General features: G+C 54.6%; 37 protein-coding genes. All 37 read left to right on the top strand.

Annotated elements, in window-relative coordinates:
- Positions 1–46 precede the first annotated feature (46 nt).
- The 37 genes from rplB to ispG all read left to right on the top strand — a co-directional run bounded on the left by rplB (position 47) and on the right by ispG (position 23,049).
- The gene (rplB, locus tag G494_RS0115045; RefSeq protein ID WP_028585184.1) at positions 47–868 is read left to right on the top strand and encodes a 50S ribosomal protein L2; all 822 of its coding nucleotides are present in this window, start codon (positions 47–49) and stop codon (positions 866–868) included.
- Positions 869–885: 17 nt separating this feature from the next.
- Positions 886–1,158: a 30S ribosomal protein S19 gene (gene rpsS, locus G494_RS0115040; RefSeq protein WP_028585183.1), complete on the top strand. Its 273-nt coding sequence runs from the start codon at positions 886–888 to the stop codon at positions 1,156–1,158.
- A gap of 37 nt (positions 1,159–1,195) precedes the next feature.
- On the top strand, positions 1,196–1,528 hold the full coding sequence (gene rplV, locus G494_RS0115035; RefSeq protein ID WP_028585182.1) for a 50S ribosomal protein L22: 333 nt from the start codon (positions 1,196–1,198) through the stop codon (positions 1,526–1,528).
- A gap of 52 nt (positions 1,529–1,580) precedes the next feature.
- Positions 1,581–2,231 (top strand): 30S ribosomal protein S3, encoded by a 651-nt coding sequence (gene rpsC, locus G494_RS0115030; RefSeq protein ID WP_028585181.1) that lies wholly within the window; start codon positions 1,581–1,583, stop codon positions 2,229–2,231.
- A 72-nt stretch (positions 2,232–2,303) separates the two neighbouring features.
- The gene (gene rplP / locus G494_RS0115025) at positions 2,304–2,720 is read left to right on the top strand and encodes a 50S ribosomal protein L16 (protein WP_028585180.1); all 417 of its coding nucleotides are present in this window, start codon (positions 2,304–2,306) and stop codon (positions 2,718–2,720) included.
- Positions 2,717–2,902, top strand: coding sequence for a 50S ribosomal protein L29 (gene rpmC / locus G494_RS0115020; protein ID WP_028585179.1), 186 nt, complete (start codon positions 2,717–2,719; stop codon positions 2,900–2,902). Before rplP ends, rpmC begins: the two co-directional genes overlap by 4 nt.
- A 40-nt stretch (positions 2,903–2,942) precedes the next feature.
- Complete coding sequence (gene rpsQ / locus G494_RS0115015; protein ID WP_028585178.1) at positions 2,943–3,197, top strand: 30S ribosomal protein S17; 255 nt, start codon at positions 2,943–2,945, stop codon at positions 3,195–3,197.
- A gap of 58 nt (positions 3,198–3,255) precedes the next feature.
- Positions 3,256–3,624, top strand: a complete 369-nt coding sequence (gene rplN / locus G494_RS0115010; RefSeq protein ID WP_028585177.1) for a 50S ribosomal protein L14 — start codon at positions 3,256–3,258, stop codon at positions 3,622–3,624.
- Positions 3,625–3,651: 27 nt separating this feature from the next.
- Entirely contained in the window at positions 3,652–4,014 is a 363-nt protein-coding gene (rplX, locus tag G494_RS0115005; protein ID WP_232362571.1) for a 50S ribosomal protein L24, read from the top strand.
- Positions 4,015–4,041: 27 nt separating this feature from the next.
- A complete protein-coding gene (rplE, locus tag G494_RS0115000) occupies positions 4,042–4,584 on the top strand; it encodes a 50S ribosomal protein L5 (RefSeq protein ID WP_028585175.1) in 543 nt (180 codons plus the stop codon).
- A 50-nt stretch (positions 4,585–4,634) separates the two neighbouring features.
- A complete protein-coding gene (locus G494_RS26405) occupies positions 4,635–4,820 on the top strand; it encodes a type Z 30S ribosomal protein S14 (RefSeq protein WP_084456935.1) in 186 nt (61 codons plus the stop codon).
- Between the two features lie 93 nt (positions 4,821–4,913).
- Positions 4,914–5,312 carry a 30S ribosomal protein S8 gene (gene rpsH / locus G494_RS0114995; RefSeq protein WP_028585174.1) on the top strand — a complete coding sequence of 133 codons (399 nt, stop codon included), beginning with the start codon at positions 4,914–4,916 and terminating at the stop codon, positions 5,310–5,312.
- Positions 5,313–5,341: 29 nt separating this feature from the next.
- Entirely contained in the window at positions 5,342–5,884 is a 543-nt protein-coding gene (gene rplF / locus G494_RS0114990) for a 50S ribosomal protein L6 (protein WP_028585173.1), read from the top strand.
- Positions 5,885–5,907: 23 nt separating this feature from the next.
- Positions 5,908–6,273, top strand: a complete 366-nt coding sequence (gene rplR, locus G494_RS0114985) for a 50S ribosomal protein L18 (RefSeq protein ID WP_028585172.1) — start codon at positions 5,908–5,910, stop codon at positions 6,271–6,273.
- A 47-nt stretch (positions 6,274–6,320) separates the two neighbouring features.
- Positions 6,321–6,833, top strand: coding sequence for a 30S ribosomal protein S5 (gene rpsE, locus G494_RS0114980; protein ID WP_035246919.1), 513 nt, complete (start codon positions 6,321–6,323; stop codon positions 6,831–6,833).
- Between the two features lie 28 nt (positions 6,834–6,861).
- The gene (gene rpmD / locus G494_RS0114975; RefSeq protein ID WP_028585170.1) at positions 6,862–7,041 is read left to right on the top strand and encodes a 50S ribosomal protein L30; all 180 of its coding nucleotides are present in this window, start codon (positions 6,862–6,864) and stop codon (positions 7,039–7,041) included.
- A 3-nt stretch (positions 7,042–7,044) separates the two neighbouring features.
- Entirely contained in the window at positions 7,045–7,482 is a 438-nt protein-coding gene (gene rplO / locus G494_RS0114970) for a 50S ribosomal protein L15 (protein ID WP_035246916.1), read from the top strand.
- A gap of 4 nt (positions 7,483–7,486) precedes the next feature.
- A complete protein-coding gene (secY, locus tag G494_RS0114965) occupies positions 7,487–8,791 on the top strand; it encodes a preprotein translocase subunit SecY (RefSeq protein WP_028585168.1) in 1,305 nt (434 codons plus the stop codon).
- A gap of 10 nt (positions 8,792–8,801) precedes the next feature.
- Complete coding sequence (gene map / locus G494_RS0114960; RefSeq protein WP_269746600.1) at positions 8,802–9,584, top strand: type I methionyl aminopeptidase; 783 nt, start codon at positions 8,802–8,804, stop codon at positions 9,582–9,584.
- A 113-nt stretch (positions 9,585–9,697) separates the two neighbouring features.
- Complete coding sequence (gene infA / locus G494_RS0114955; RefSeq protein WP_028585166.1) at positions 9,698–9,934, top strand: translation initiation factor IF-1; 237 nt, start codon at positions 9,698–9,700, stop codon at positions 9,932–9,934.
- A 27-nt stretch (positions 9,935–9,961) separates the two neighbouring features.
- Positions 9,962–10,075, top strand: a complete 114-nt coding sequence (gene rpmJ, locus G494_RS26400) for a 50S ribosomal protein L36 (protein ID WP_084456932.1) — start codon at positions 9,962–9,964, stop codon at positions 10,073–10,075.
- Between the two features lie 41 nt (positions 10,076–10,116).
- Complete coding sequence (gene rpsM / locus G494_RS0114950) at positions 10,117–10,485, top strand: 30S ribosomal protein S13 (protein WP_028585165.1); 369 nt, start codon at positions 10,117–10,119, stop codon at positions 10,483–10,485.
- Positions 10,486–10,534: 49 nt separating this feature from the next.
- Complete coding sequence (gene rpsK, locus G494_RS0114945) at positions 10,535–10,933, top strand: 30S ribosomal protein S11 (RefSeq protein WP_028585164.1); 399 nt, start codon at positions 10,535–10,537, stop codon at positions 10,931–10,933.
- Positions 10,934–10,995: 62 nt separating this feature from the next.
- Positions 10,996–11,625 carry a 30S ribosomal protein S4 gene (gene rpsD, locus G494_RS0114940; protein ID WP_028585163.1) on the top strand — a complete coding sequence of 210 codons (630 nt, stop codon included), beginning with the start codon at positions 10,996–10,998 and terminating at the stop codon, positions 11,623–11,625.
- A 19-nt stretch (positions 11,626–11,644) separates the two neighbouring features.
- On the top strand, positions 11,645–12,682 hold the full coding sequence (locus G494_RS0114935) for a DNA-directed RNA polymerase subunit alpha (protein ID WP_028585162.1): 1,038 nt from the start codon (positions 11,645–11,647) through the stop codon (positions 12,680–12,682).
- Positions 12,683–12,745: 63 nt separating this feature from the next.
- Positions 12,746–13,126 carry a 50S ribosomal protein L17 gene (gene rplQ / locus G494_RS0114930; protein WP_028585161.1) on the top strand — a complete coding sequence of 127 codons (381 nt, stop codon included), beginning with the start codon at positions 12,746–12,748 and terminating at the stop codon, positions 13,124–13,126.
- Positions 13,127–13,358: 232 nt separating this feature from the next.
- Positions 13,359–14,132, top strand: coding sequence for a YkgJ family cysteine cluster protein (locus tag G494_RS0114925; protein ID WP_232362570.1), 774 nt, complete (start codon positions 13,359–13,361; stop codon positions 14,130–14,132).
- 208 nt (positions 14,133–14,340) lie between these two features.
- On the top strand, positions 14,341–15,147 hold the full coding sequence (gene rpsB / locus G494_RS0114920) for a 30S ribosomal protein S2 (protein WP_028585159.1): 807 nt from the start codon (positions 14,341–14,343) through the stop codon (positions 15,145–15,147).
- Positions 15,148–15,277: 130 nt separating this feature from the next.
- On the top strand, positions 15,278–15,871 hold the full coding sequence (tsf, locus tag G494_RS0114915) for a translation elongation factor Ts (RefSeq protein ID WP_028585158.1): 594 nt from the start codon (positions 15,278–15,280) through the stop codon (positions 15,869–15,871).
- Positions 15,872–16,024: 153 nt separating this feature from the next.
- Positions 16,025–16,738 carry a UMP kinase gene (gene pyrH / locus G494_RS0114910; protein WP_028585157.1) on the top strand — a complete coding sequence of 238 codons (714 nt, stop codon included), beginning with the start codon at positions 16,025–16,027 and terminating at the stop codon, positions 16,736–16,738.
- Between the two features lie 75 nt (positions 16,739–16,813).
- A complete protein-coding gene (frr, locus tag G494_RS0114905; protein ID WP_028585156.1) occupies positions 16,814–17,371 on the top strand; it encodes a ribosome recycling factor in 558 nt (185 codons plus the stop codon).
- Between the two features lie 22 nt (positions 17,372–17,393).
- Positions 17,394–18,143, top strand: coding sequence for an isoprenyl transferase (locus G494_RS0114900; protein WP_332307532.1), 750 nt, complete (start codon positions 17,394–17,396; stop codon positions 18,141–18,143).
- Positions 18,140–18,937: a phosphatidate cytidylyltransferase gene (locus G494_RS25650; RefSeq protein WP_084456931.1), complete on the top strand. Its 798-nt coding sequence runs from the start codon at positions 18,140–18,142 to the stop codon at positions 18,935–18,937. The genes G494_RS0114900 and G494_RS25650 overlap by 4 nt, the downstream gene beginning before the upstream one ends.
- A complete protein-coding gene (locus G494_RS0114890; RefSeq protein WP_028585154.1) occupies positions 18,934–20,100 on the top strand; it encodes a 1-deoxy-D-xylulose-5-phosphate reductoisomerase in 1,167 nt (388 codons plus the stop codon). Before G494_RS25650 ends, G494_RS0114890 begins: the two co-directional genes overlap by 4 nt.
- 36 nt (positions 20,101–20,136) lie before the next feature.
- Positions 20,137–21,222 (top strand): RIP metalloprotease RseP, encoded by a 1,086-nt coding sequence (rseP, locus tag G494_RS0114885; protein ID WP_028585153.1) that lies wholly within the window; start codon positions 20,137–20,139, stop codon positions 21,220–21,222.
- Positions 21,207–21,938, top strand: a complete 732-nt coding sequence (gene tsaB, locus G494_RS0114880; RefSeq protein ID WP_028585152.1) for a tRNA (adenosine(37)-N6)-threonylcarbamoyltransferase complex dimerization subunit type 1 TsaB — start codon at positions 21,207–21,209, stop codon at positions 21,936–21,938. The genes rseP and tsaB overlap by 16 nt, the downstream gene beginning before the upstream one ends.
- Positions 21,939–21,963: 25 nt before the next feature.
- Positions 21,964–23,049: a flavodoxin-dependent (E)-4-hydroxy-3-methylbut-2-enyl-diphosphate synthase gene (ispG, locus tag G494_RS0114875; RefSeq protein ID WP_028585151.1), complete on the top strand. Its 1,086-nt coding sequence runs from the start codon at positions 21,964–21,966 to the stop codon at positions 23,047–23,049.
- Positions 23,050–23,238: the final 189 nt, after the last annotated feature.

Raw genomic sequence — 23,238 nt, 5'->3', positions numbered from 1 at the left:
TAACATCTCGGTTTACACCTGAAGATATACTATTACAGGAATAACAATGGCAATCAAAACCCATAAGCCGACATCACCCGGAAAACGTCACTACGTTTCTGTGAAACAGGAGTATCTTTCTGATAAAGAACCTGAAAAGAGTCTCCTCCGTCCTTTGAAAAAGACCGGCGGGAGAAACTCCTACGGTCGCATCACCTCCCGTCATAAGGGTGGTGGCCATAAGAGGAAGTACCGGGTCATTGACTGGAAGAGAAACAAAACCACGGTTCCGGCCACGGTAACGGCAATAGAATACGATCCTAACCGGTCTGCCCATATTGCCCTGTTGACCTATGCTGACGGCGAAAAAACCTACATCCTTGCACCAAACGGCATCCTGGTGGGTGATACCATCATGGCCGGAGCCGACGCTGATATCAAGCCCGGCAACTGTTTGCCGCTGATCAATATTCCCCTCGGTACCATCATCCATAACATCGAGATGAAGATCGGCAAGGGGGCGCAGCTGGTTCGCTCCGCCGGAGCCTCAGCCCAGCTGATGGCCAAGGACGGACACCAGGTGCTGGTCAAGCTGCCCTCCGGCGAAGTGCGAAGGTTCCACAAGGATTGCCGTGCCTGCATCGGTCAGGTCGGTAACTCCGAGCACTCCAGCCAGAAGCTTGGCAAGGCCGGGCGTAACCGCTGGAAAGGGAAGCGGCCCTCTGTCCGAGGTGTCGCCATGAACCCGGTCGATCACCCCATGGGTGGCGGCGAAGGTAAGAGTTCAGGTGGACGGCACCCGGTTTCACCCTGGGGTGTACCGACCAAAGGCTTTAAGACCCGTAAGAAGAAAGCCTCTGACCGCGATATCGTCACCAAACGTAAGTAAAACAGGAGTATTTGGATATGGCTCGTTCCATTAAAAAAGGTCCCTTTGTCGACGACCATCTGCAGAAGAAGGTTGAACAGGCGCAGGAGAGTGGTTCACGAAAGGTCATTAAGACCTGGTCTAGACGGTCGGATATTACACCGGAAATGGTAGGACTGACATTTGCCGTCCACAACGGGAAAAAATTCATTCCAGTGTATGTCACAGAAAATATGGTTGGTCATAAACTTGGAGAATTTTCTCCTACCCGTACCTACTATGGCCATGCCTCTGATAGAAAGGGACGCTAACAGCTGACTTTTCAAGAAAGCGCTAAGGAGTCAAACGATGGAAACCAAAGCCGTCGCTAAGCACATACGAATTTCACCGCAAAAGGCCCGTCTGGTTGCAGACGTGGTTCGGGGGATGGACGCCGGAAATGCCATTACCACCCTGCGGTTTATGCCAAAGAAAGCCGCTCGAATCTTAAGAAAGGTAATCGAGTCAGCTGTTGCCAACGCCGATCAAAGTGACTCAATCGATGTGGATACACTCTACGTGAAAGAGATCTTTGTTGATGGTGGACCGATGTTAAAGAGGTTCCGTCCGAGAGCCCAAGGCAGAGCGACCCGTATCTTAAAGAGAACCAGCCACATCACCGTGGTTGTCGATGAAACCTGATCTTAAAACAGTGGTCACTAGAGATTAAAGATAGAGGGAACGGAGGATTATCTTGGGTCAAAAAGTAAATCCCATTGGATTGCGGTTGAACATAACCCGGTCATGGGAATCTATCTGGTATGCCGATAAAGATTATGCGAATAACTTGCATCAAGATCAACTTATTCGGAAGTATCTGAAAAAACGTTTATATCATGCCGGAATTGCCCGTATTGTCATAGAGCGCACCGGAGAAAAAGTTAAAGTTAAACTGTTTACTGCCCGGCCGGGGATCGTTATCGGCAAGAAAGGGTCAGAGATAGAGAGCTTGAAAAAGGATCTGGAGCAGAAGTTCGGGCGATCTTGCTTAATTGATATCCAAGAGGTTCGCCGACCGGAAGCGGATGCCCAGCTTGTTGCCGAAAACATCGCCATGCAGCTCGAGCGTCGAATTGCCTTCCGCCGGGCCATGAAAAAGTCCATCAACTCCGCGCTGCGTTTTGGTGTCCAGGGGATCAAGATTTCCTGCTCCGGACGTCTGGGTGGTGCTGAGATGTCACGTACCGAATGGTTCAAAGAGGGTCGAGTACCCCTGCACACCCTTCGTGCCGATATAGACTATGGTACTGCCGAGGCAAAGACCACCTACGGTATTATAGGGGTTAAAGTATGGATATTCAAAGGAGAAGTTCTTTCCGACAGCGAAATGGTAGCGGAGAAGTAATCCGCCTGCCAATCGATATCATCTGTTCTTTACTCCTTGTGACAGCATAACCCCATATGCAGGAATAATAATATGTTAAGTCCACGCAAAGTAAAACATAGAAAACAACACAAAGGTAGAATGCGCGGGAAGGCCCAACGCGGATCAGACATCTCTTTTGGTGACTTCGCGCTGAAGGCTGTTGGTTGTGGTCGGATGACGGCCCAACATATCGAAGCTGCTCGTATTACCATCAACAGGAAAATCAAACGTGGTGGAAAGCTGTGGATCAGGGTCTTTCCTGACAAGCCGATCACCAAGAAGCCTGCCGAAACCCGGATGGGTAAGGGTAAGGGTTCTCCTGAGTACTGGGTGGCCACCATCCGACCCGGCAAGGTGCTCTACGAACTCAAAGGAGTTCCGGAAGAGCTTGCCCTCGAAGCGCTGAAGCTGGCCAGTTATAAACTCCCCTTTCCTACGAAAGTAATCACCAGGAGGGAGACGATATGAAGGTAAAAGAACTCCGCGAACTTGATCTCGACGCTCTGAAGAAGAAGGAAAACGACGTTCGAGAAGATCTTTTCAAGCTCAAATTCCAACATGGAATCAGGCGCCTGGAAAATCCGGCTCGACTGGGACAGTTGAAGAAAGACATTGCCCAGATCAAGACTGTGATTGCAGAAAAACAATAGGCCAACCAACAGCGAGCTTAAGAGCCACAGGAATAGAGCGATGACAGCAAAAAACAAAAAGACCCGCCAGGGTACGGTTGTAAGCAACAAGATGGATAAGAGTGTCGTTATTCTTGTTGAAAGAAAAGTACGGCACAAACTCTACGGCAAGTATATCCGTCGTAACGTAAAATATATGGCACATGATTCGGCCAACGAGTGCAACATCGGTGATGTTGTCCTGATCGAAGAGTGTCGTCCTTTGTCTAAGAATAAACGCTGGCTTGTACGGTCAATCATAGAGCGCTCTGTTTGACCAGATACCCTGGTGGATGATTGTAAGTAGCTGCAAATAAAGCATTTCAGGTGGAACCATGATTCAAACCGAAAGCATGTTAAATGTTGCCGACAACTCCGGTGCTAAGAAAGTATTGTGCATCAGGGTGCTGGGGGGAACACGGAAACGATATGCAAGCATTGGGGATATTATCGTCGTGACGGTAAAGGAAGCCATTCCCCATGCAAAAGTGAAGAAGGGCGATGTTTTAGACGCCGTTATCGTGCGGACTAAAAAAGAGATACAGCGACCAGAAGATACAGCTGTCAAATTTGATGAGAATGCTGCGGTCCTCCTGAGTGGAAATGGAGAGCCGATTGGTACGCGTATTTTCGGACCGGTTGCCCGCGAACTCAGATCGTTAGGTTTTATGAAGATTATATCCCTTGCACCGGAAGTTCTGTGAGGTCCTGACCTTACAGCAAGACCATAGATGAAGGGAAACGAGGTAAGAACAATGCGTCAGGGACAAGCAAGTCTTAGAGTTAATGATCAGGTTGAAGTCATTGCCGGTAAAGACAAAGGTCGGGTAGGAAAGATCCTCAAGGTGGACCGCAGTCGTAACCGTGTCGTCGTCGAACGAATCAACATGATTAAGAAACATCAAAAGGGAACTGATGCGACACAGCCGGGACAGATCATAGAGAGAGAGGCCTCAATCCATATCTCTAATGTAATGATTGTCTGCCCTGAATGTACCGAGACAGTACGTACCGGAAAGAGCAACCTGGAAGATGGTACAAAGGTGCGTGTCTGTAAAGGCTGTAACGCAACTCTTGAAACTACAAAATCGTAAGGATTCTCACTGACCACGGAGTACACGATGGGAACACTTAAAGAACAGTACGATAACGAGATCAAATCTCAACTGAAAGAAGAATTTGACCTCAAAAGTGTAATGGAGATTCCTAAGATTGAGAAAGTCGTTCTCAACATGGGGATCGGTGAGGGGGTGCAGAATCCTAAATCAGTGGATAAGGCTGCTGGTGAGCTGACCCTGATTGCTGGCCAGAAGGCCGTTGTAACCAAAGCCAAAAAATCCATTGCCACCTTTAAACTGCGTGAAGGCATGCCCATCGGTGCACGGGTAACCCTGCGCAGTGAAAGGATGTATGACTTTCTATCAAAATTAATCAACATCGCCCTGCCTCGGGTTCGCGACTTTCGCGGGATTTCCCCCAAAGGCTTTGACGGGCGTGGTAACTTCTCCATGGGGATCACCGAGCACATCATTTTCCCGGAGATTGATTACGACAAGATCGACAAAATTCGAGGACTGAATATTACCATAGTGACCTCTGCCGATAGCGATGAGCAGGGTCGCGCTTTGTTGAAAGCTATGGGTATGCCATTCAAAAAGAAGTAAGCCGCTTACTTCTTTTGTCTCAAATAACAACTATTCTTCAGGAGGATGCAGTGGCAAAAAAATCACTCATTGCCAAGGCAAAACGTAAACCAAAATTTAAAGCACGCTCTTACAACAGATGTCCTCTTTGTGGTCGTCCAAGAGCCTATATGAGAAAGTTTGGCATTTGCAGGCTGTGTTTTCGGAAACTGGCCTCACAGGGAGAATTGACCGGGGTTACCAAGTCAAGCTGGTAGATGAACAGGCAGTGCTGCCCCTGACGAGGACGACTTGAAGAAGTTGTTTGAGCAAATGTCCAGCAATTCGCTTTTTAAAAGAGGAAAAAATCAATGTCTATGAGTGATCCACTGGCAGATATGCTGACCCGAATCAGAAACGGCGTAAAGGCCCGCTTTGAGTCCGTGGAAATGCCTCTGTCAACAATCAAAGTCAATGTCGCCAAAGTGCTCAAGGATGAAGGGTATATCACCGATTACCAGGTCATTGAGCAAGAGGTGCAGGGCATCCTGAAGATTGATCTGAAATACGGGCCCAATGGTGAGCAGGTTATCACCGGCATCAAGCGGGTCAGTAAACCAGGATTGCGCCAATATAAAAAGAACGATCGTATCCCCAAGGTAATGACCGGGCTGGGCGTTGGTATACTGACGACCTCCCAGGGTGTGATCAGCGACAGAGAAGCACGTGCACGCCGGATAGGTGGTGAGTTGCTTTGTGAAATCTGGTAACTGCATTTTCTGACGACAAGGAGTTCAAAATGTCCAGAATCGGAAAACAACCGATCCCTGTACCCACTGGGGTAAAGGTTGAAATACAAGGTACACACATTACAGTGACCGGGCCCAAGGGTACTCTGGAAAGAGACCTGCGCCCAGAGATTGAGTGTAGGGAAGAGGGCAATGAACTCATCCTTACCCCCAAGGGCAACAGCAAGAAAGTCATGGCCTTCTGGGGCATGAGCAGGTCACTGGTCAACAACATGGTGGTCGGGGTGAACACCGGATTTGAGAAGAAACTGACCGTTGAGGGTGTGGGTTATCGAGCCAACCTCTCCAATGATACCCTCACCCTGAACGTTGGATACTCCAACCCGGTTGAGTTTGTTCTGCCGGCAGGTATCAGTTCTGAAGTCGACAAGAACAACAACATTACCGTTACCGGTATCGATAAGGAACTGGTGGGACTTACTGCTGCGCGCATCCGGGCCATCCGTAAGCCTGAGCCGTACAAGGGCAAAGGCATCCGTTATGTTGATGAGCATATTGTCCGGAAAGTCGGTAAAGCCGGTGCAGCAAGTTAATTAATCATTGAAAGAGTAACATCATGGCTAAAACACATCCTAAAGTTACTGCCCGTATGAAACGGATCAAACGGATCCGCAAGAAAATCAGTGGCACCGGTGACAAGCCACGCATGCGGGTATTTCGCAGCAACAAGCACATATATGTACAGCTCATCGATGATCTCAAGCAGCAGACCATCACCTCCATGTCCACCGAGAGCAAGGAGTTTGACGGATCTGGCCTGAAAGATCGTTGTGAGCTGGCTAAGAAGGTCGGTGAGATGCTGGCCGAAAAAGCGAAGGCAGCCGGTATAGAAGAGGTGGTCTTTGACCGCGGTGGCTATATCTACCATGGTCGGGTCAAGGCACTGTCCGATGGGGCCCGCGAAGGCGGACTCAAGTTTTAAGACAACTTATTTTCTCGTAATTCAACAATATCCTACGGGGGTGTTTCTTGGCTGATTTTAAAAGAGCTAAAGACGGAAACCAAGAAGAGCTCATAGAAAAGATCGTTTTTATCAACCGTGTTGCCAAAGTTGTAAAGGGTGGACGTCGCTTCAGCTTCAGTGCAATCGTTGTTGTCGGTGATGGAAAGGGCAAGGTCGGCTATGGCTTGGGTAAGGCCAACCAGGTCCCTGAAGCCATCCGCAAGGGAATCGAGAGGGCGCGGAAGGACATGCAGTCCGTGGCCATGACCGATGTCTCCATCCCACATGAAACCATTGGCAAGTTCAAGTCCGGCAGCGTCATGTTGAAGCCCGCCGGAGACGGTACCGGTGTGATCGCCGGTGGAGCCGTCCGGGCGGTACTCGAGGCAGCTGGGGTGAATAATATTCTCACCAAATGTCTGGGGTCCAACAACCCGCACAATCTTGCCAAGGCGACTATAGCCGGGTTGCGGCAACTCCGTTCTGCTGAGCAGATTGCCAAACTTCGTGGTCTTAAAACTGAAGAGATGGTCGCTTAGGCCCATCACGATATACAGGTTTTCCATCATGAGTGATACTATTACATTGACCCAGGTCAAGAGCGGCATTGGCAGTACCAAGAAAATCCGGGCGACCCTGGTCGGCCTTGGTTTGACCAAAATGCACAAAACTGTAACCAGAAAAGACACTCCAGAAATCCGAGGCATGATCAATAAGGTCAGGCATCTTGTCAGAGTGGAGGAGTAGATCATGCTTAAGTTGAATAATCTCAGTCCTGCAGCTGGAGCCAGGAAACAGCGTAAACGTATCGGGCGCGGCCACGGTTCCGGACATGGTAAGACCTCCGGACGCGGTCACAAGGGTGCCCGCTCACGTTCCGGCTACAGCCTGGCAGGTGGTTTCGAGGGCGGTCAGATGCCGTTGCATCGTCGCCTGCCCAAGCGTGGTTTCACCAACATCTTCAAGACCGAGTATGCCATCGTCACACTCGCCCAGCTTGATACCTTTGAGAGCGGTGCAGTGGTTGATGTCAAGGCCCTGCTCGAGGCCGGGATCATCGACGGCCAGAAGCCGGTGAAGGTTCTTGCCAACGGCCAGTTGACCAAGGCGGTCACCGTTGATGTCGACAAGGTGAGTAAAGGTGCAGCGGATAAAATCACTGAAGCAGGTGGTACTGTAAAGGAGTAATTACATGAGCGGTCTTGCCAGTGCTGCCACAATTCCTGAATTACGCAAGAGGGTGCTGTTCACCCTCTTCATGCTTTTTGTATACAGGATGGGTGTTCAGATTCCAACACCTGGAATTAACGGGCAGGCCTTAGCTGCCTTTTTCGAGCAAAATGCCAGTACCCTCTTTGGCATGTTTAACATGTTCTCCGGTGGCGCCTTGGAAAATTTTTCCATCTTCGCCCTGGGGATCATGCCCTATATCTCGGCCTCCATCATCATCCAACTCCTGACCGTGGTCATTCCCCAACTGGAATCCCTGTCCAAGGAGGGGGAGGCCGGGCGGAGAAAGATCACCCAGTATACCCGTTACGGGACGGTGGTGCTCTCGATCATCCAGGGCTTTTTTATTGCCTCCGGACTCGAGGGGATGAGCGGACCCTCCGGGGTGCCGATCGTGATTGAGGCCGGGCTCCAGTTCAAACTGATGACCGTGCTCACCCTCACCTCGGGAACCGCCTTTATCATGTGGCTGGGCGAGCAGATGACCGAGCGGGGCATCGGTAACGGGATCTCCCTGATCATCTTTGCCGGGATCGTGGCACGTATGCCCGCAGCCATAGGCAACACCCTGCAACTGGTTAAGGCCGGCGAACTTGCCATGGTCTTTATCCCGGTAATGCTGGTGGCCATGGTCTTGATCGTGGCCTTTATCATCTTTGTCGAGACCGCCCAGCGAAGGATTCCCATCCAGTATGCCAAACGGGTGGTGGGCAGAAAGGTCTATGGCGGCCAGGCGTCCCACCTGCCGTTGAAAATCAATGTCTCCGGGGTCATTCCGCCCATCTTTGCCTCCTCGATCATGATGTTTCCGGCAACCATCGGTTCCTTCATCCAGATCGATTGGGTACAGCGGATCTCTGCGGCCCTGAGCCCGGGAACCGTCTATTACTACATCATGTTTGTGGCCATGGTGGTCTTCTTCTGCTTCTTTTATACGGCAGTGACCTTCAAGCCAGATGATGTGGCAGAGAATCTGAAGAAGAATGGCGGCTTCATACCCGGGATCCGGCCAGGGAAACGAACCGCCGAGTTCATCGATCGGGTCTTGACCCGGCTGACGGTGGTGGGGGCGATCTATCTCAGTCTGATCTGTGTGATGCCGACCCTGCTGATCAGTAAATTTAATGTACCCTTTTATTTTGGCGGTACAGCCCTGCTGATTGTGGTCGGGGTAGCAATCGATACCATCTCCCAGATCGAATCCCATCTGGTGATGCGCAACTATGACGGCTTTATGAAGGCTGGTAGGATTAAGGGACGACGTTGAGGTAAAGACTGTGGGAGATCGAAGCGAGAAGAGGACCATCACGGTCAAGAACGCTGAAGAACTGGCGATCATGCGTCAGGCCAACCAGATTGTAGCCGGCGTACTCGCCATGCTCAAAGAGGAGGTTGCTCCCGGAGTCAGCACCCACTATCTGGATCGGCGTTCGGAAGAGTACTGTCGTGACCATGGAGCAGCCCCCGCCTTTAAGGGCTACCGTGGCTTCCCGGCCAGTCTCTGTGCATCGGTCAACGAGCAGGTCGTCCATGGGATCCCCTCCAAGAAAGTCAGGCTCAGGGAAGGGGATATCATCTCTGTTGATTTCGGCACCCACTACAGGGGGTTTTATGGTGACGCTGCTGTCACCATCCCTGTAGGGCGGGTCAGCGCAGAGATCAGCAGGCTGCTCCAGGTTACCGAGGAGTCCCTGGCTCGAGGTATCCAACAGGTGCAGGTCGGCAACCGGATCTCCGATATCTCCCGGGCCGTGCAGAGCCACGCCGAGGGCAACGGTTTCTCCGTGGTTCGCCAGTTTGTCGGCCACGGCATCGGCAGTGAACTCCATGAGGCACCTGAGGTGCCCAACTATGTCCAAAGGCAATCCTCCCCCCGACTCATCGCCGGAATGGTTATTGCCATAGAACCCATGGTCAATATGGGTACCAGCAAGGTAGAGGTCCTGCGCGATCAGTGGACCGTGGTTACCAGGGACCGTCTGCCTTCGGCCCATTTCGAACATTCGGTCGCCGTGACCGAGGATGGCCCGTTGATCCTCAGTCAACTCGGCAGTGAGTAAACAGTCAGAAAAGGGACAATTTTTTAACATTAAGCCGAGAAAAGAGTTGATATATTGAAGCAACTTCGATATATTCAATACCTTTTCGGCCACAAAAAAAGAGTGGTGGAGACATGGCAAAAGAAGAGGCCATTGAAGTAGAAGGTACTATTATAGAACCATTGCCCAACGCAATGTTTCGCGTCGAGTTGGATAATGGGCACAAGGTTCTTGCCCATATCTCCGGTAAGATGCGAATGCACTATATAAAAATCCTACCTGGCGACCGGGTCACCGTTGAATTGTCACCATACGACTTGACAAGAGGCAGGGTCACTTTTCGGGCAAAAGGCGGCAGAGCTAAAAAATAACCATAGAATAGATCTCAGGTTACAGGTATGAAAGTACGAGCATCAGTAAAAAAAATGTGCAGTAGCTGTAAAATTCTCAAGCGAAAAGGTGTCGTCAGAGTTAACTGCAAGAATAAGAAGCACAAACAGCGGCAAGGTTAAACTCGTCTACAAGAGTGAGACTTTAAAACAGGAGAAATGTCTTGGCACGTATAGCTGGAGTGGATTTACCACGTAACAAACACATGGATCGAGCGCTGACCTATATTTATGGCATCGGCTTGACCTCAGCTCGTCAGATTCTTGATAAGGCGGATCTGCCCTATCAGATGAACAGTGACGACCTCAGCAGTGATGATGTAACCCGCATTCGGAAGATCATCGAAAACGATTTCCTGGTCGAAGGTGACCGTCGTCGCGAAATTTCCATGGACATCAAGCGGCTCATGGATCTCGGTGCCTATCGTGGGAGAAGACATCGGATAGGGTTGCCCTGCCGTGGACAGAGAACGAAAACCAACGCGCGCACTCGTAAGGGACCGAAAAGAGGCGCTGCTGTTCGTAAAAAATAGCGCTGATTTGTGATCAGGTTGCCCTAACGAAAGAGTTTACGGAGTTATTATGGCAAAGGCAGGAAAGGCGGCTGGGAAATCCAAGCGCCGTGAAAAGAAGAATATTGCTGAAGGGATAATCTTTATCTACTCAACCTTCAATAACACAATCATCACCATCACCGACCGACAGGGCAATGCCTTTGCCTGGTCGACCGCCGGTGTTATCGGCTTCAAGGGGTCCAGGAAATCCACTCCCTTTGCTGCCCAGAATGCCCTGAGTGATGCCGTGGCCAAGGCCAAAGAGCATGGCTTGAGAAAGGTTGAGGTGCGAGTCAAAGGGCCTGGGCCCGGTCGAGAGGCCGCCCTGCGTGCCCTCACAACTGTTGAGCTTGATGTGAGTCGCATTGTAGATGTAACCCCGCTGCCACATAACGGTTGTAAACCACCCAAGCGCAGAAGGGTGTAATAAAAGAATTCTTGGTTGCAAGCTGCGGCGAAAGGTCGCAGTACCTATTATGGAGGTAAATCTTGGCTAGATATACAGGGGCTTCCTGCAGGATGTGCAGGCGCGAAAGCCTTAAATTGTTTTTAAAAGGCGATCGGTGTTACTCCGACAAGTGTGCATTTGAGCGCCGCTCATTTGCCCCGGGTCAGCATGGGCAGAATCGATTCCGCAAAGTTTCAGACTACGCTACTCAGCTTCGTGAGAAGCAGAAGGTCAAGCAGATCTACGGCATGCTGGAGGCACAGTTCAAGCTCTATTTCGAGCGAGCCGACCGCGCCAAGGGCGTCACCGGTGCGAATCTGCTGATTCTGCTCGAGCGTCGTCTGGACAATGCCCTCTACCGCGCTGGTTTTGCCAGCTCACGGAACCAGGCTCGACAGTTTGTCCGCCACAGCCACTTCCTGGTGAACGGCAAGAAGGTAAACATCCCTTCCTACCAGGTCACTGCCGGTGATGTGATCACCGTGAAAGAGAAGAGCAGTAAGAATGAGCTGATCAAGGACAATATCGAAGGCGCTGTACGACGTGGTGTACCGAGTTGGTTGGAGATCGACCAGACCAAGATGCAAGGTACCGTCAAGGCCCTGCCCAACAGGGAAGAGATTACCATGCCTATTCAAGAGCAGCTCATCGTCGAACTTTACTCCAAGTAACCATAGCGATCAGGTAATCATGGCACAGGAAATCAGGGATACCAACCCCTTTTACAAAAACTGGCACGATCTCATAACTCCTGAGCGGCTTGAAGTAAACGATGAAACCCACTCCGATCAGTATGGCAAGTTTGTCTGTCAGCCATTTGAGCGCGGGTTTGCAACGACCATCGGCAACTCACTGCGGCGGATTATGCTGGCCTCCATCCGAGGGGCTGCCGTCACCTCGGTGAAGATCGACAATGCCCTCCATGAGTTTACCTCCATCAATGGTATCCATGAAGACGTGGCTGAGATCATCCTCAACCTCAAACAGGTCCGTTTGAAACTCAACGGGCCTGTCGGGCACACCGTTGTGATCGAAAAAAACGGGCCTGGAACGGTTACCGCCGGAGACATCAACGGTGCTCCGCACGTGGATGTGATGAATCCGGAACAGGTAATCTGCACCATCACCAGTGAGACCACCTTTCGCGCCGAACTCGAGGTCCAGTGGGGAAAAGGGTATGTCCCTGCCGAGTTCAACAAGAAGGAAGATCAGGCCATCGGCGTCATTCCCATCGATGCCCTGTTCTCCCCCATCGTCCGGGTCCAGTATGTGGTGACCCAGGCACGGGTTGGACAGAAAACCGATTACGATCGCCTGACCATGGAGATCGAAACCGATGGCAGTGTTGCTCCCCAGGATGCCCTGGCCTATGCCGCGAAAATCCTCAAGGAGCAGATGACCATCTTCATTAACTTTAATGAAGAGCAGGCCAAGGCTCCGGATAAGCAGGACAATGACGATGAAAACTCCAGTTACCCGCCGTTCCTGGACAAGAATGTCGAGGACCTGGAGCTCTCCGTCAGATCAGCCAACTGTCTTAAAAATGCCCAGATCCAGTATATTGGGCAACTCGTCCAGAAGACTGATGCTGAAATGCTGAAGACCAAGAATTTTGGGCGTAAGTCACTCAACGAGATCAAGGCCCTGCTCTCTGAGCACGACTTGACCCTGGGCATGAAACACGAAGGATGGGTTTCCCCGAATAAGCGGGAAGAACTTGCCGAGTAGGAAGCGTTCGTGAGAGATACCATCCAGTGCTGATAGCCGTATAATTAATGAAAGGACAGGATCATGCAACATAGAAAAGTCGGCCGTAAGCTTGGCCGTACCACTGCACACCGAAAAGCAATGCTTCGCAACATGGTAACTTCACTGCTGGAGCACGAGCGAATCGTAACCACCGTACCAAAGGCAAAGGAAGCCCGTCGGATGGCGGAGAAGATGATCACTCTGGGTAAGCGCGGCGATCTCCATGCCAAGCGCCAGGCCCTGAGCTACATCCGCTCCAAAGATGTGGTTGCCAAGCTGTTTGATCAGCTCTCTGAACAGTATGCAGATCGTCAGGGTGGCTACACCCGGATCATCCGCACCGGTTTCAGAAGTGGCGATGCCGCTCCCATGGCCATCGTCGAGTTGGTAGGCTACCAGGCCGACCAAGAGGTGGAAGACTAAGCACACCTTGAAGCACCCCATGGATTTGTTAGCAAGCCGGTATGAGTCATCATACCGGCTTTTTTTTATGGATTTATGGCTGCCTTGGATAATGAGATATGTTGTTCAAGATCAAGGCATGCGAGAAAAAACGCCACAGGTATGGGTCTGATATTCCATGGCTGATTTTTCGTGCATAACGCCGAGATTGGGCAAGATAGCAGTTGTTTAAGGGGCCCTTATGAGGGAAACCATGTCTGAGCTGCCCCAAGAAATTGATATCCCTGAAGGACGTACCACCCTGGAAAACAACCAGTTCAACTTTCACTGTCATCCGGGGGTGAGTTGTTATCTCAAGTGTTGCCACGATGTCCGTCTTCACCTCTTCCCCTATGACATCATCCGGCTCAAGAATCGGCTCAAGCTGCATTCCGGGGAATTCATGCAGCGTCACACCTTCTTGGGTGAGGGGAGCCATCCCTTCTTTCCCGGGGTCCTGCTGAAGCTGGGCACAGCAGAGGGGCTCCCCTGTCCGTTTCTCTCTGACCAGGGCTGCACGGTCTATCCTGATCGGCCTTCTGCCTGCCGTACCTACCCACTCGAGCGCGGGGTGTCCTCAACTGGCAAGGGCGGCGCCATGAAGGAGTACTATTTCCTGACCCATCATCCCTACTGTAAGGGCCATCTTGAAGAGCGCAGCTACACCTTAAAGCAGTGGCAGCGCGATCAGGCCCTCCATGAGTACAACCTCCACAACGATCTCTGGGCCGAGGTGGATGCCTTTTTTGCCACCAATCCCTGGCAGGGGGAGGGCAAGGCCGGCCCTCTGCAGCAGCTGGCCTTTATGGTCTGTTACAATATCGACGACTTTCGTGCCTATACCGAGGCCCATGGACTGCTCAAACGGTTTGGGGTGGACAAGGCCGGCCGGAACCGGATCAAACGGGACGACGGGGCCCTGCTCCAATTCGGCTTTCAATGGCTGCGCCAGCACCTTGGCGGGCCCTCGGCTCTGCGGCGAAGATAGCTGATCTCTGCCGGGGAAGAGCAATTGCACCCCACGGGCTGATTGACTCCTTGAAATCAGCCTTGAACTGTGGTAGCTTGCAGTGTTTTTCAAATGGCTGTCGGCTTGCCGGCAGCCCTATCTCACACATTCCGCCTGCCCTTTGGTGTCCCCTTGTGGGGATTGGGCTTAGGAATGGAGGAATAACCATAAAATCAGGAGTAGTATCATGACCCAGGTAACCATGCGACAGATGCTCGAAGCCGGGCTCCATTTCGGTCATCAGACCAGACGGTGGAATCCCAAGATGAAGCCCTATATCTACGGGCCCCGTAACGGCATCTATATCGTCAATCTCGATGTCACCATGCGGATGTACCGCAAGGCCTTCAGCTACATCTCCGATGTCGTTGCCGACGGCGGTTCCGTCCTCTTTGTCTGCACCAAGCGGCAGGGACAGTCCATCATCAAGGAAGAGGCCAAGCGCTGCGGGATGTACTTTGTCAACCACCGTTGGCTCGGCGGGATGATGACCAACTTCCAGACCATCAAGAACTCGGTTGATCGCCTGAAGAAGATCGAGTCCATGCAGGAAGATGGTTCCATCAACCGCTTTCCCAAGAAAGAGATCCTCAAGATGGAAAAAGAGCGGGTCAAGCTCGACCGCAACATCGGCGGTATCAAGAACATGCGCTCCCTGCCGGACGTGCTCTTTGTGATCGATCCCAACAAGGAAGACATCGCCGTCAGTGAGGCCAAGAAACTCGGTATCCCTGTTGTGGCCCTGACCGATACCAACTGTGATCCCGATGGAGTTGACTTCATCATCCCGGGTAACGATGACGCCATCCGGGCCATCAAACTGATTGCCACCAATATCAGCCAGGCGGTTTTTGAGGGCAAGGATCGACGTGGAGAAGAGGTTGCTGTGAACAACGAGGAGTTGGAGGCAGCAATGAGCGCCGCAGGCGCAGAGACTGCACCGGAAGCCTCCGAAGATGCAGCCGCTGCCACCCCGTCCACACCTGCTGCCTGACAGGCAGACACACAACACGACCACCGGGTCAGGGTCCTGGGGGCCCTGACCTGCTGTATATTACGCTATGCAGGACCGGCATGCCCAGGAACGCGCCTCGGGCAAGGGTCCTGAACTAAGGAGAAAGAAAGTGAAGATTACAAGCCAAATGGTCAAGGAACTCCGTGACAAGACCAACGCAGGAATGATGGATTGTAAAAAAGCCCTGGGTGATACCGAGGGTGACATGGAAAAAGCCGTGGATCTGCTCCGTCAGAAGGGCCTTGCCGTTGCTGCCAAGCGTGCCGATCGGGCCACCAGCGAAGGGGTCATCGAGACCTACATCCACGGCGGCGGTAAACTCGGCGTCATGGTCGAGGTAGGCTGCGAAACCGACTTTGTCGCCAAGACCGACGATTTCCGCGCCTTTGCCAAAGACGTGGCCATGCATATCGCAGCGGTCAATCCCGTCTCCATCGGCCGTGACGAGGTTCCTGCCGAACTGGTGGAACGGGAAAAAGAGATCTACACCAACCAGGCCCTGGAATCTGGTAAGCCAGAGCAGATCGTCGAAAAGATCGTTACCGGTAAGATTGAAAAATATCTCTCCGAGATCTGCCTGCTGGAGCAGAAATTTGTCAAAGATCCTGATCTCAGTGTTCAGGACAAGCTCAACGAACTCATCGCCAAGATGGGCGAGAACATCTCCATCAAGAAAATGGCTCGTTTTCAGATCGGTGAGTAAGCTCTAGCTTTTTTTGTCGGACCCCGGGCCGATCGTCTCCATGATCGGCCCCTGGCCCCTTTCTTTACAGACCCTTCGGGTCCTGTCGTGTAGTATCAGTACAAGCATCCATTCAGTATAACTCCCAGGCAAACAGAAAAGCAGGGCAACAGCATGAGATTTAACAGAATCCTCTTGAAGATCAGCGGCGAAGCGCTGATGGGCGACAACAACTACGGTATCAGTACCGATGTCATTCGCTATCTCTCTGCGGAGATAAAAAAAGTGCATGATCAGGGTATCGAGCTGGCCATGGTCATTGGAGCGGGCAATATCTTCCGCGGGGTTGCCGGTGCTGCCAGCGGGATGGATCGCGGCTCGGCGGATAACATGGGGATGCTGGGTACGGTGATGAACTCCCTGGCCGTCCAGGATGGGCTTGAATCCATCGGCATACCCTGTAAGGTGATGTCCGCCATCACCATGCTCAACGTCTGTGAACCTTACGAGCGGCTCAAGGCCCTGGACCACCTGGAAAACAAAAGGGTGGTGATCTTTGCCGCCGGTACCGGTAATCCCTACTTTACCACCGATACCGCAGCCGTACTCAGGGGGCTGGAAATCAAGGCCGATGTGGTGATGAAGGCGACCCGGGTGGACGGGGTCTACGACTCTGACCCTGAAAAGAATCCTGAGGCCAACCGTTACCTCCACCTCACCTATAACAAGGTGCTGCGCGACGACCTGCGGGTCCTGGATGCCGCCGGTATCTCCCTTGCCCGGGACAATGAGCTGCCCATCATGGTCTTTAACATGAAAGTGGAGGGCAACATTGCCAAGGCCGCCGCCGGCGTCGAGGGGATAGGGAGTCTGATTACCACCCGTTGAGCCGGCGCTCAGGTGTATCCCCGTGTCTCTTGAAAACCATCCGATGATCCTGATGACCTCCAAGGAGTGTATGTTATGGCAAACGATATTCTAGTGCAAGTAAACGAGAAAATGAGCTCAAGCATTGACGCCCTGAAAAAAGAGCTGGTAAGGATTCGTACCGGTCGGGCCTCTCTTTCCCTGCTCGATGGTGTCAGGGTTGATGCCTACGGATCACAGATGCCCATGGATCAGGTCGGTACCATGACCATCCCCGAGTCCAGCATGATCGCGATCAAGCCCTGGGACCCCCAGATGCTGCCGGCCATCGAAAAGGCCATTCTTGCCTCAGACCTGGGCCTCACCCCTGCCAACGACGGCAATGTCATCCGTCTCAACATTCCGCCCCTTACCGAAGAACGGCGCAAGGAGCTGGTCAAGCAGGTCAAGAAGATCGGTGAGGAGTTCAAGGTCGCCATCCGTAATGTCCGCCGTGAGGCCAACGACTCCCTGAAGAAGTTGAAGAAGGATAAGGAGATCTCCGAAGACGATATGTTTCGCCTCCAGGAAGACGCCCAGAAGGCCACGGACGATTTCATCAAGCAGATCGATGAAATCGTCAGCGGTAAGGAAAAAGAGGTGATGGAAGTTTAACCCCTACAGCGGTATTGCATCTGTGATAGATCATCTGGAAGATCAACTGGTCCCCCGCCATATTGCCATCATCATGGATGGCAACGGCAGGTGGGCTGAAGAACGTAAGCGTCCCCGTCTGTTCGGTCATAAGGCCGGGGTGGATTCGGTGCGGGACATCGTTGAGGCAGCCCGGGAAATCGGGGTGCAGCATCTCACCCTCTATGCCTTTTCCACCGAAAACTGGAATCGGCCCAGCGGCGAGGTCAGCGGCCTGATGGGGTTGCTCAAGACCTATCTCTCGGCCGAACTGGAGAACCTGCGCAGCAACGATATCCGGTTGCGCTGTCTTGGTCAGGCCGAGCGGCTGCCCATGGAGGTCCGTCAGGTGCTGGAGCAGACCATCGCGGATACTGCCGGCTGCAGCACCATGAACCTGAACCTGGCCCTGAGCTACGGCGGCCGGGTCGAGTTGCGTGATGCCATCCGCCGGATCGCGGCCGGTTGTGAGCGCGGTGAACTCAACTGGGAGGAGATCTCTGAACAGACCATCAGCGATCACCTCTACACCGCCGGCCAGGCAGACCCGGACCTGCTCATCCGTACCGGCGGCGAGCATCGACTCTCCAATTTCCTGCTCTGGCAGGCCTCCTATGCGGAGCTCTATTTTACCGATACCAAGTGGCCCGACTTCCGCAAGGCCCAGCTCATGGAGGCCATCCAGGTCTTTAATCAGCGCCAGCGCAGGTTTGGTCGTACCGGAGCCCAGGTACAGGGGGAAGCCGGGAAATGAATCGGCTGATACCTGGAGTCCTGATGGCAGGGGGCTGCCTTGCTCTGCTGCTGTTGGGCTCAGGTGCCATGATTCGCAGCGTGCTGCTGCTGGTCGCCGTCCTGGGTCTGCTGGAGTATGTTCGGATCATTGCCCCGGCGCTGTCCGGCCTCCGTCTCGGCCAGGCACTGGGCGTCAGCCTGCTGCCGGCCATCGGCGGCCTCTTTGGCACGGTTGAGGCGGTCCTTGCCGGATTGGTGGCCAGTCTCCTGGCCGCGGTCATCAGCTGCCTGCAGCGCTATCCCAGGCTGGAGAATGTCTTCACCACCCTCTGCTGCTGCGCCTTCGGGGCCCTCTACATCTCCACCTCCCTGGCGCTGCTGGGGCTGGTGACCACCCAGGCCAACGGTCCGCTCTGGATGGTGGTCCTGCTTGCCCTGATTGCCGGCTCCGATAGCGGCGCCTACTATGTGGGCAAGACCTGGGGCAGGCGAAAACTGCTGCCCGCGGTCAGTCCCAAAAAGACCGTTGCCGGTGCCGTGGGCGGCCTGGTCAGCGGGCTTACAGTGGCCCTGGGGATCTCCTGGCTGCTGCCCTTGAACCCCCATCCCGGTCGACTGCTCCTGGCCGGTGGGCTGCTTATTCTCATCGGCATGATCGGTGATCTGGCCGAATCGGTCTTGAAGCGCTCCTTTGCCATCAAGGATTCCGGCACCCTCCTGGGCGGACACGGGGGCGTGTTGGACCGCATCGACAGTCTGCTCCTGGCCGGACCTGCCCTCTACTTTCTGCTCAGTTGGAACCTCCTGCGATGAAGACCATATCCCTCCTCGGCTCCACCGGCTCCATCGGCCGCAATGTTCTGGCTGTTGTCCGCAGGTTTCCTCAGAAATACCGGGTCGCGGCCCTCACCGCCGGGAGCAACGTCACGCTCCTGGCTGAACAGGCCTGCGAGTTCGAGCCCGAGCTGATCAGCATCGGGGATCCGCAGTTGGTGGATGCCCTGGCAGCACTGCTGCCCCTGCCTCTGCGTAGCCGTATCGTCAGCGGCAGTGACGGCAACTGCCTCGCCGCTGCCCTGCCGGAAGTCGAGATGGTGGTCTCCGCCGTGGTGGGCAGTGTCGGCCTCCTGCCCGCCCTTGCCGCCATCGAGGCCGGCAAGGACATCGGCCTGGCCAACAAGGAGACCCTGGTGATGGCCGGGCGGCTGGTCATGGACGCGGTCCAGGCTGCTGGGGTCAGGCTCTTTCCCATCGACTCGGAACACAGTGCCATCTTCCAGGCCCTGGAAGCCGGCAGGAGCCAGGATGTGGAGAAGATCCTCCTCACCGCCTCGGGAGGCCCATTCCGCAGCCTGGGACAGGCAGAGCTGGCCGAGGTGACACCGGAACAGGCCCTGGCCCATCCCAACTGGGATATGGGGCGTAAGATCTCCATCGATTCCGCCACCCTGATGAACAAGGGGCTGGAGGTCATCGAGGCGCGCTGGTTGTTTGCGGTCCTGCCCAGCCAGATCGAGGTGGTGGTCCATCCCCAGTCCATCGTCCACTCCCTGGTGGAGTATGTGGATGGTTCGGTGGTTGCCCAGCTCGGTATCCCTGACATGCAGATTCCCATCGCCTATGCCCTCTCTTATCCCAAGCGGCTGGAGCTGGGGCTCTCCAGGCTCAGCCTGGTGGAGTGCGGCGACCTCTGCTTTGAAGCCCCTGACCTGGTACGTTTTCCGGCCTTGAAGATGGCCTATGACGCCCTTGAAGCCGGGGGAATACACCCGGCGGTGCTCAATGCTGCCAATGAGGTGGCGGTGGAGGCCTTTCTCCAGGGCCGGATCGCTTTTCTCCAGATTACCCAGGTGGTGGCAGAGGCCCTGAGCAGTGTGACCCAGGGTGATGAGCTGGAGCTTGAGGCCATCCTGGCTGCCGATCATCAGGCCCGCGGCATTGCCTCTAACCAGATCGAGCGGCTTTGCCGCGGCTGATCATGTCCGCCCATCTCCTTTAGGGAGCATTCCCCTATGAATTCTCTGTTTTCGTTTATCCTGGTCCTTGGTATCCTCATCTTTGTCCATGAGCTGGGTCATTTCCTCTTTGCCAAGGCCTTTGGGGTGAAGGTGCTCAAGTTTTCCCTGGGCTTCGGCTCCAAGGTGGTCGGCCGCAAGTGGGGTGAGACCGAGTACCTGCTCAGTGCCTTTCCCCTGGGCGGCTATGTCAAGATGTACGGCGAACATGAGGGCGATGAGGTGGCTGGTGAGGAACAGCACCGCTCCTTTGCCCATAAGCCGGTATGGCAACGTTTCGGGATCGTGCTTGGCGGCCCCCTCTTTAATCTGCTCTTTGCCATTGGCCTCTTCTTCATGATCTTTGCCGTCACCGGCCTGCCCGAGGCCATCGATACCACCGTGATCGGTGAGGTCGCCGCCGATTCCGCCGCCCAGCAGGCCGGGATCGAGTCAGGCGACGAGATTCTGGCCATCAACGGGGTCGAAACCACCAGCTGGCAGGAGGTCTCGGGGATGATCCGGGAGAGCGGCGGAGAGCCGGTGGAGCTGAGCGTCCGTCGTGACGGCGAGCTCTTGAATATCATTGCCCGGCCCACCATGTCCAAGACCAAGAACCTCTTTGGCGAGGAGGTGGGTGAGCGCTACCTTCTGGGCATTGTCCGCGCCGAGGAGCTGGTCTATCAGCCGGTCTCCCTGCTCCAGGCAGGAGAGGCGGCCCTGGTGCAGACCTGGAACCTCTCCTACTTGACGGTCATGGCCATAGTCAAGATGATCCAGAGGGTGATCCCGGCCAGCGAACTGGGCGGTCCCATCCGGATCGCCGAGATTGCCGGCCAGCAGCTGGAGGCAGGCTGGCTTAATCTGATCTCCTTCATGGGCATGCTCAGCGTCAACCTGGGGATCCTCAACCTGCTGCCCATCCCGGTACTGGACGGCGGCCACCTGGTCTTCCTCACCCTGGAGGGGATCCGGAGAAGACCCCTGAATGAACAGACCATGGCCATAAGTCAGCGGATCGGCATCGCCCTGTTGGGAACCCTGATGATATTCGTCTTTTATAATGATATTTTACGGCTCGTCCAACGTTGGCTGACTCACTGATCCTGGCCATAGAGACCTCCACCGGCTGCGGCAGTGTTGCCCTGACCCGGGGTACGCTCCAGCAGGGGAGGGTCCTGGCCGAATATACCCATCGTCCTGATCTCAGCCACTCCCGCAGACTCCTGGGCAGTGTCCGGGAGATCATGACCGCCAGCCGACTCGGTTGGGACCAGTTGGACGCGGTGGCCGTCAGCCTGGGCCCCGGTTCCTTTACCGGCCTGCGCATCGGCATGGCTGCGGCCAAAGGGATCGCCATGGCCGCTGGCCTGCCGCTGTTCGGTGTCACCTCCCTCGACGGCCTGGCCTGTCAATGTCCGCCGGCCGGGTGCCAACTCTGCGTCCTGCTCGATGCCCGCAAGGAGCAGGTCTATGGAGCCTTCTATGATGCGGCCGCTCCCGGCGGGAATCCACAGCGTCGGGGAGAAATCCTAGGCTGTACTCCCGAGGAACTGAGCCGCCTTATCAGCGAACCTACCCTGATGGTGGGCCCAGGGCTTGAGGTCTATCAGGAATCATTTGCCGCCAACCCCCTGATCACCCTGGTGTCGCCGGCGCTGATTCAGCCCAGGGCCGCCATGATCGGTTTTCTGGGGGCCGAACTGCTGGCAGCAGGCACAGAAAGCACTCCTGCCGGGCTTGCGCCGCTCTATGTCCGGGCCTCAGAGGCCGAGATCAACCTGGCCAAAAAAAAGGCTGCCGACGCAGCCTCCAGATAGAGAGAGATGTTCCAGGAGCGCAGCTATGATTGAACGCAGGAAGACCCGACAGATTTTCATCGGCAACGTTGCCGTGGGCGGCGATGCCCCGGTGATCATCCAGTCCATGACCAACACCGACACCGCCGATGTGGAGGCCACCGTGGCCCAGATCCATCGGCTCCAGGAGGTGGGCTGTGAGCTCATCCGGGTGGCGGTGCCGGACCTGGAGGCGGCCCGGGCCCTGACCGAAATCCGGGCCCAGATTGATCTGCCCCTGATCGCTGATATTCACTTTGATGCCCGGTTGGCCGTGGCTGCCATGGAACATGGGGCCCAGGCCATCCGGATCAATCCCGGCAACCTGGGGGGGCGGGAAAAACTGGCCCTGGTGGTGGCTGCGGCCAAGCAGCACCGGGTGCCCATCCGGGTCGGGGTCAACTCCGGCTCCATCGAGAAGGATCTGCTCCAGGAACATGGCTACCCAAGCCCGGAGCATCCCCATGCCCTGATCGAGAGTGCCCTGCGTAACGTTGCCCTGCTGGAAGAGCAGGGCTTCCACGAGCTCAAGATTTCGATCAAGTCCTCGGATACCCTGACCACCATTGCGGCCTATCGGCAGCTGGCCCAGGTCAGTGACTATCCCCTCCATATCGGCGTTACCGAGGCCGGCGGACTGATTGCCGGGACCGTCAAGTCCAGCGTTGCCCTGGGGATTCTCCTCTACGAGGGCATCGGCGATACCCTGCGGGTCTCGCTCACCCGGGATCCGGTGGAAGAGATCAAGGTCGGCTATGAGTTGCTGCGTTCTCTGCGCATCCGGGAGCGTGGCCCGGAGCTGATCTCCTGCCCCACCTGCGGCAGGACCAAGATCGATCTCTTTGCCCTGGCCGAACAGGTGGAAGCGCGGCTGCAGACCATGGAGAGTCCGCTCAAGGTTGCGGTCATGGGCTGCGTGGTCAACGGTCCGGGTGAGGCCAGGGAGGCGGACATAGGTATCGCCGGGGGCCATGGGGTGGGGATCATCTTCAAGAAGGGCAAGATCTTTAAAAAGGTGGCAGAAGAGCAGCTCCTGCCTGTCTTTCTGGCCGAATTGGAACAGCTGGAGCAGGAGAATAAGCGTTCCTCCTGAATGCTCTCCCGGCCTGTCTCTGTCCGCGGATTTGAGGGGCCTTCGGCTCTCCTGAAGCGGGCTCTTCCCCCTCCCGGCCCGATGCGCCTGAAGCTGAGTGCTCAGCCCCAGCCAGGCGAACCGCTACGCTCCGGGCCGGTGCCGAAAGGCCGCGAGCAAGAGATACTCATTTAAGCGATTTTTTTTTAT

It is taken from the genome of Desulfogranum mediterraneum DSM 13871, assembly GCF_000429965.1.
GTDB lineage: Bacteria > Desulfobacterota > Desulfobulbia > Desulfobulbales > Desulfobulbaceae > Desulfogranum > Desulfogranum mediterraneum.
This window is presented reverse-complemented; position numbering and strand designations above follow the sequence as displayed.

Coding starts and splice junctions, on each gene's coding strand:
- rplB (WP_028585184.1), top strand. CDS start 47: ATGGCAATCAAAACCCATAAGCCGACATCACCCGGAAAACGTCACTAC.
- rpsS (WP_028585183.1), top strand. CDS start 886: ATGGCTCGTTCCATTAAAAAAGGTCCCTTTGTCGACGACCATCTGCAG.
- rplV (WP_028585182.1), top strand. CDS start 1,196: ATGGAAACCAAAGCCGTCGCTAAGCACATACGAATTTCACCGCAAAAG.
- rplP (WP_028585180.1), top strand. CDS start 2,304: ATGTTAAGTCCACGCAAAGTAAAACATAGAAAACAACACAAAGGTAGA.
- rpmC (WP_028585179.1), top strand. CDS start 2,717: ATGAAGGTAAAAGAACTCCGCGAACTTGATCTCGACGCTCTGAAGAAG.
- rpsQ (WP_028585178.1), top strand. CDS start 2,943: ATGACAGCAAAAAACAAAAAGACCCGCCAGGGTACGGTTGTAAGCAAC.
- rplN (WP_028585177.1), top strand. CDS start 3,256: ATGATTCAAACCGAAAGCATGTTAAATGTTGCCGACAACTCCGGTGCT.
- rplX (WP_232362571.1), top strand. CDS start 3,652: ATGAAGGGAAACGAGGTAAGAACAATGCGTCAGGGACAAGCAAGTCTT.
- rplE (WP_028585175.1), top strand. CDS start 4,042: ATGGGAACACTTAAAGAACAGTACGATAACGAGATCAAATCTCAACTG.
- rpsH (WP_028585174.1), top strand. CDS start 4,914: ATGTCTATGAGTGATCCACTGGCAGATATGCTGACCCGAATCAGAAAC.
- rplF (WP_028585173.1), top strand. CDS start 5,342: ATGTCCAGAATCGGAAAACAACCGATCCCTGTACCCACTGGGGTAAAG.
- rplR (WP_028585172.1), top strand. CDS start 5,908: ATGGCTAAAACACATCCTAAAGTTACTGCCCGTATGAAACGGATCAAA.
- rpmD (WP_028585170.1), top strand. CDS start 6,862: ATGAGTGATACTATTACATTGACCCAGGTCAAGAGCGGCATTGGCAGT.
- rplO (WP_035246916.1), top strand. CDS start 7,045: ATGCTTAAGTTGAATAATCTCAGTCCTGCAGCTGGAGCCAGGAAACAG.
- secY (WP_028585168.1), top strand. CDS start 7,487: ATGAGCGGTCTTGCCAGTGCTGCCACAATTCCTGAATTACGCAAGAGG.
- infA (WP_028585166.1), top strand. CDS start 9,698: ATGGCAAAAGAAGAGGCCATTGAAGTAGAAGGTACTATTATAGAACCA.
- rpmJ (WP_084456932.1), top strand. CDS start 9,962: ATGAAAGTACGAGCATCAGTAAAAAAAATGTGCAGTAGCTGTAAAATT.
- rpsK (WP_028585164.1), top strand. CDS start 10,535: ATGGCAAAGGCAGGAAAGGCGGCTGGGAAATCCAAGCGCCGTGAAAAG.
- G494_RS0114935 (WP_028585162.1), top strand. CDS start 11,645: ATGGCACAGGAAATCAGGGATACCAACCCCTTTTACAAAAACTGGCAC.
- rplQ (WP_028585161.1), top strand. CDS start 12,746: ATGCAACATAGAAAAGTCGGCCGTAAGCTTGGCCGTACCACTGCACAC.
- G494_RS0114925 (WP_232362570.1), top strand. CDS start 13,359: ATGTCTGAGCTGCCCCAAGAAATTGATATCCCTGAAGGACGTACCACC.
- rpsB (WP_028585159.1), top strand. CDS start 14,341: ATGACCCAGGTAACCATGCGACAGATGCTCGAAGCCGGGCTCCATTTC.
- pyrH (WP_028585157.1), top strand. CDS start 16,025: ATGAGATTTAACAGAATCCTCTTGAAGATCAGCGGCGAAGCGCTGATG.
- frr (WP_028585156.1), top strand. CDS start 16,814: ATGGCAAACGATATTCTAGTGCAAGTAAACGAGAAAATGAGCTCAAGC.
- G494_RS25650 (WP_084456931.1), top strand. CDS start 18,140: ATGAATCGGCTGATACCTGGAGTCCTGATGGCAGGGGGCTGCCTTGCT.
- G494_RS0114890 (WP_028585154.1), top strand. CDS start 18,934: ATGAAGACCATATCCCTCCTCGGCTCCACCGGCTCCATCGGCCGCAAT.
- rseP (WP_028585153.1), top strand. CDS start 20,137: ATGAATTCTCTGTTTTCGTTTATCCTGGTCCTTGGTATCCTCATCTTT.
- ispG (WP_028585151.1), top strand. CDS start 21,964: ATGATTGAACGCAGGAAGACCCGACAGATTTTCATCGGCAACGTTGCC.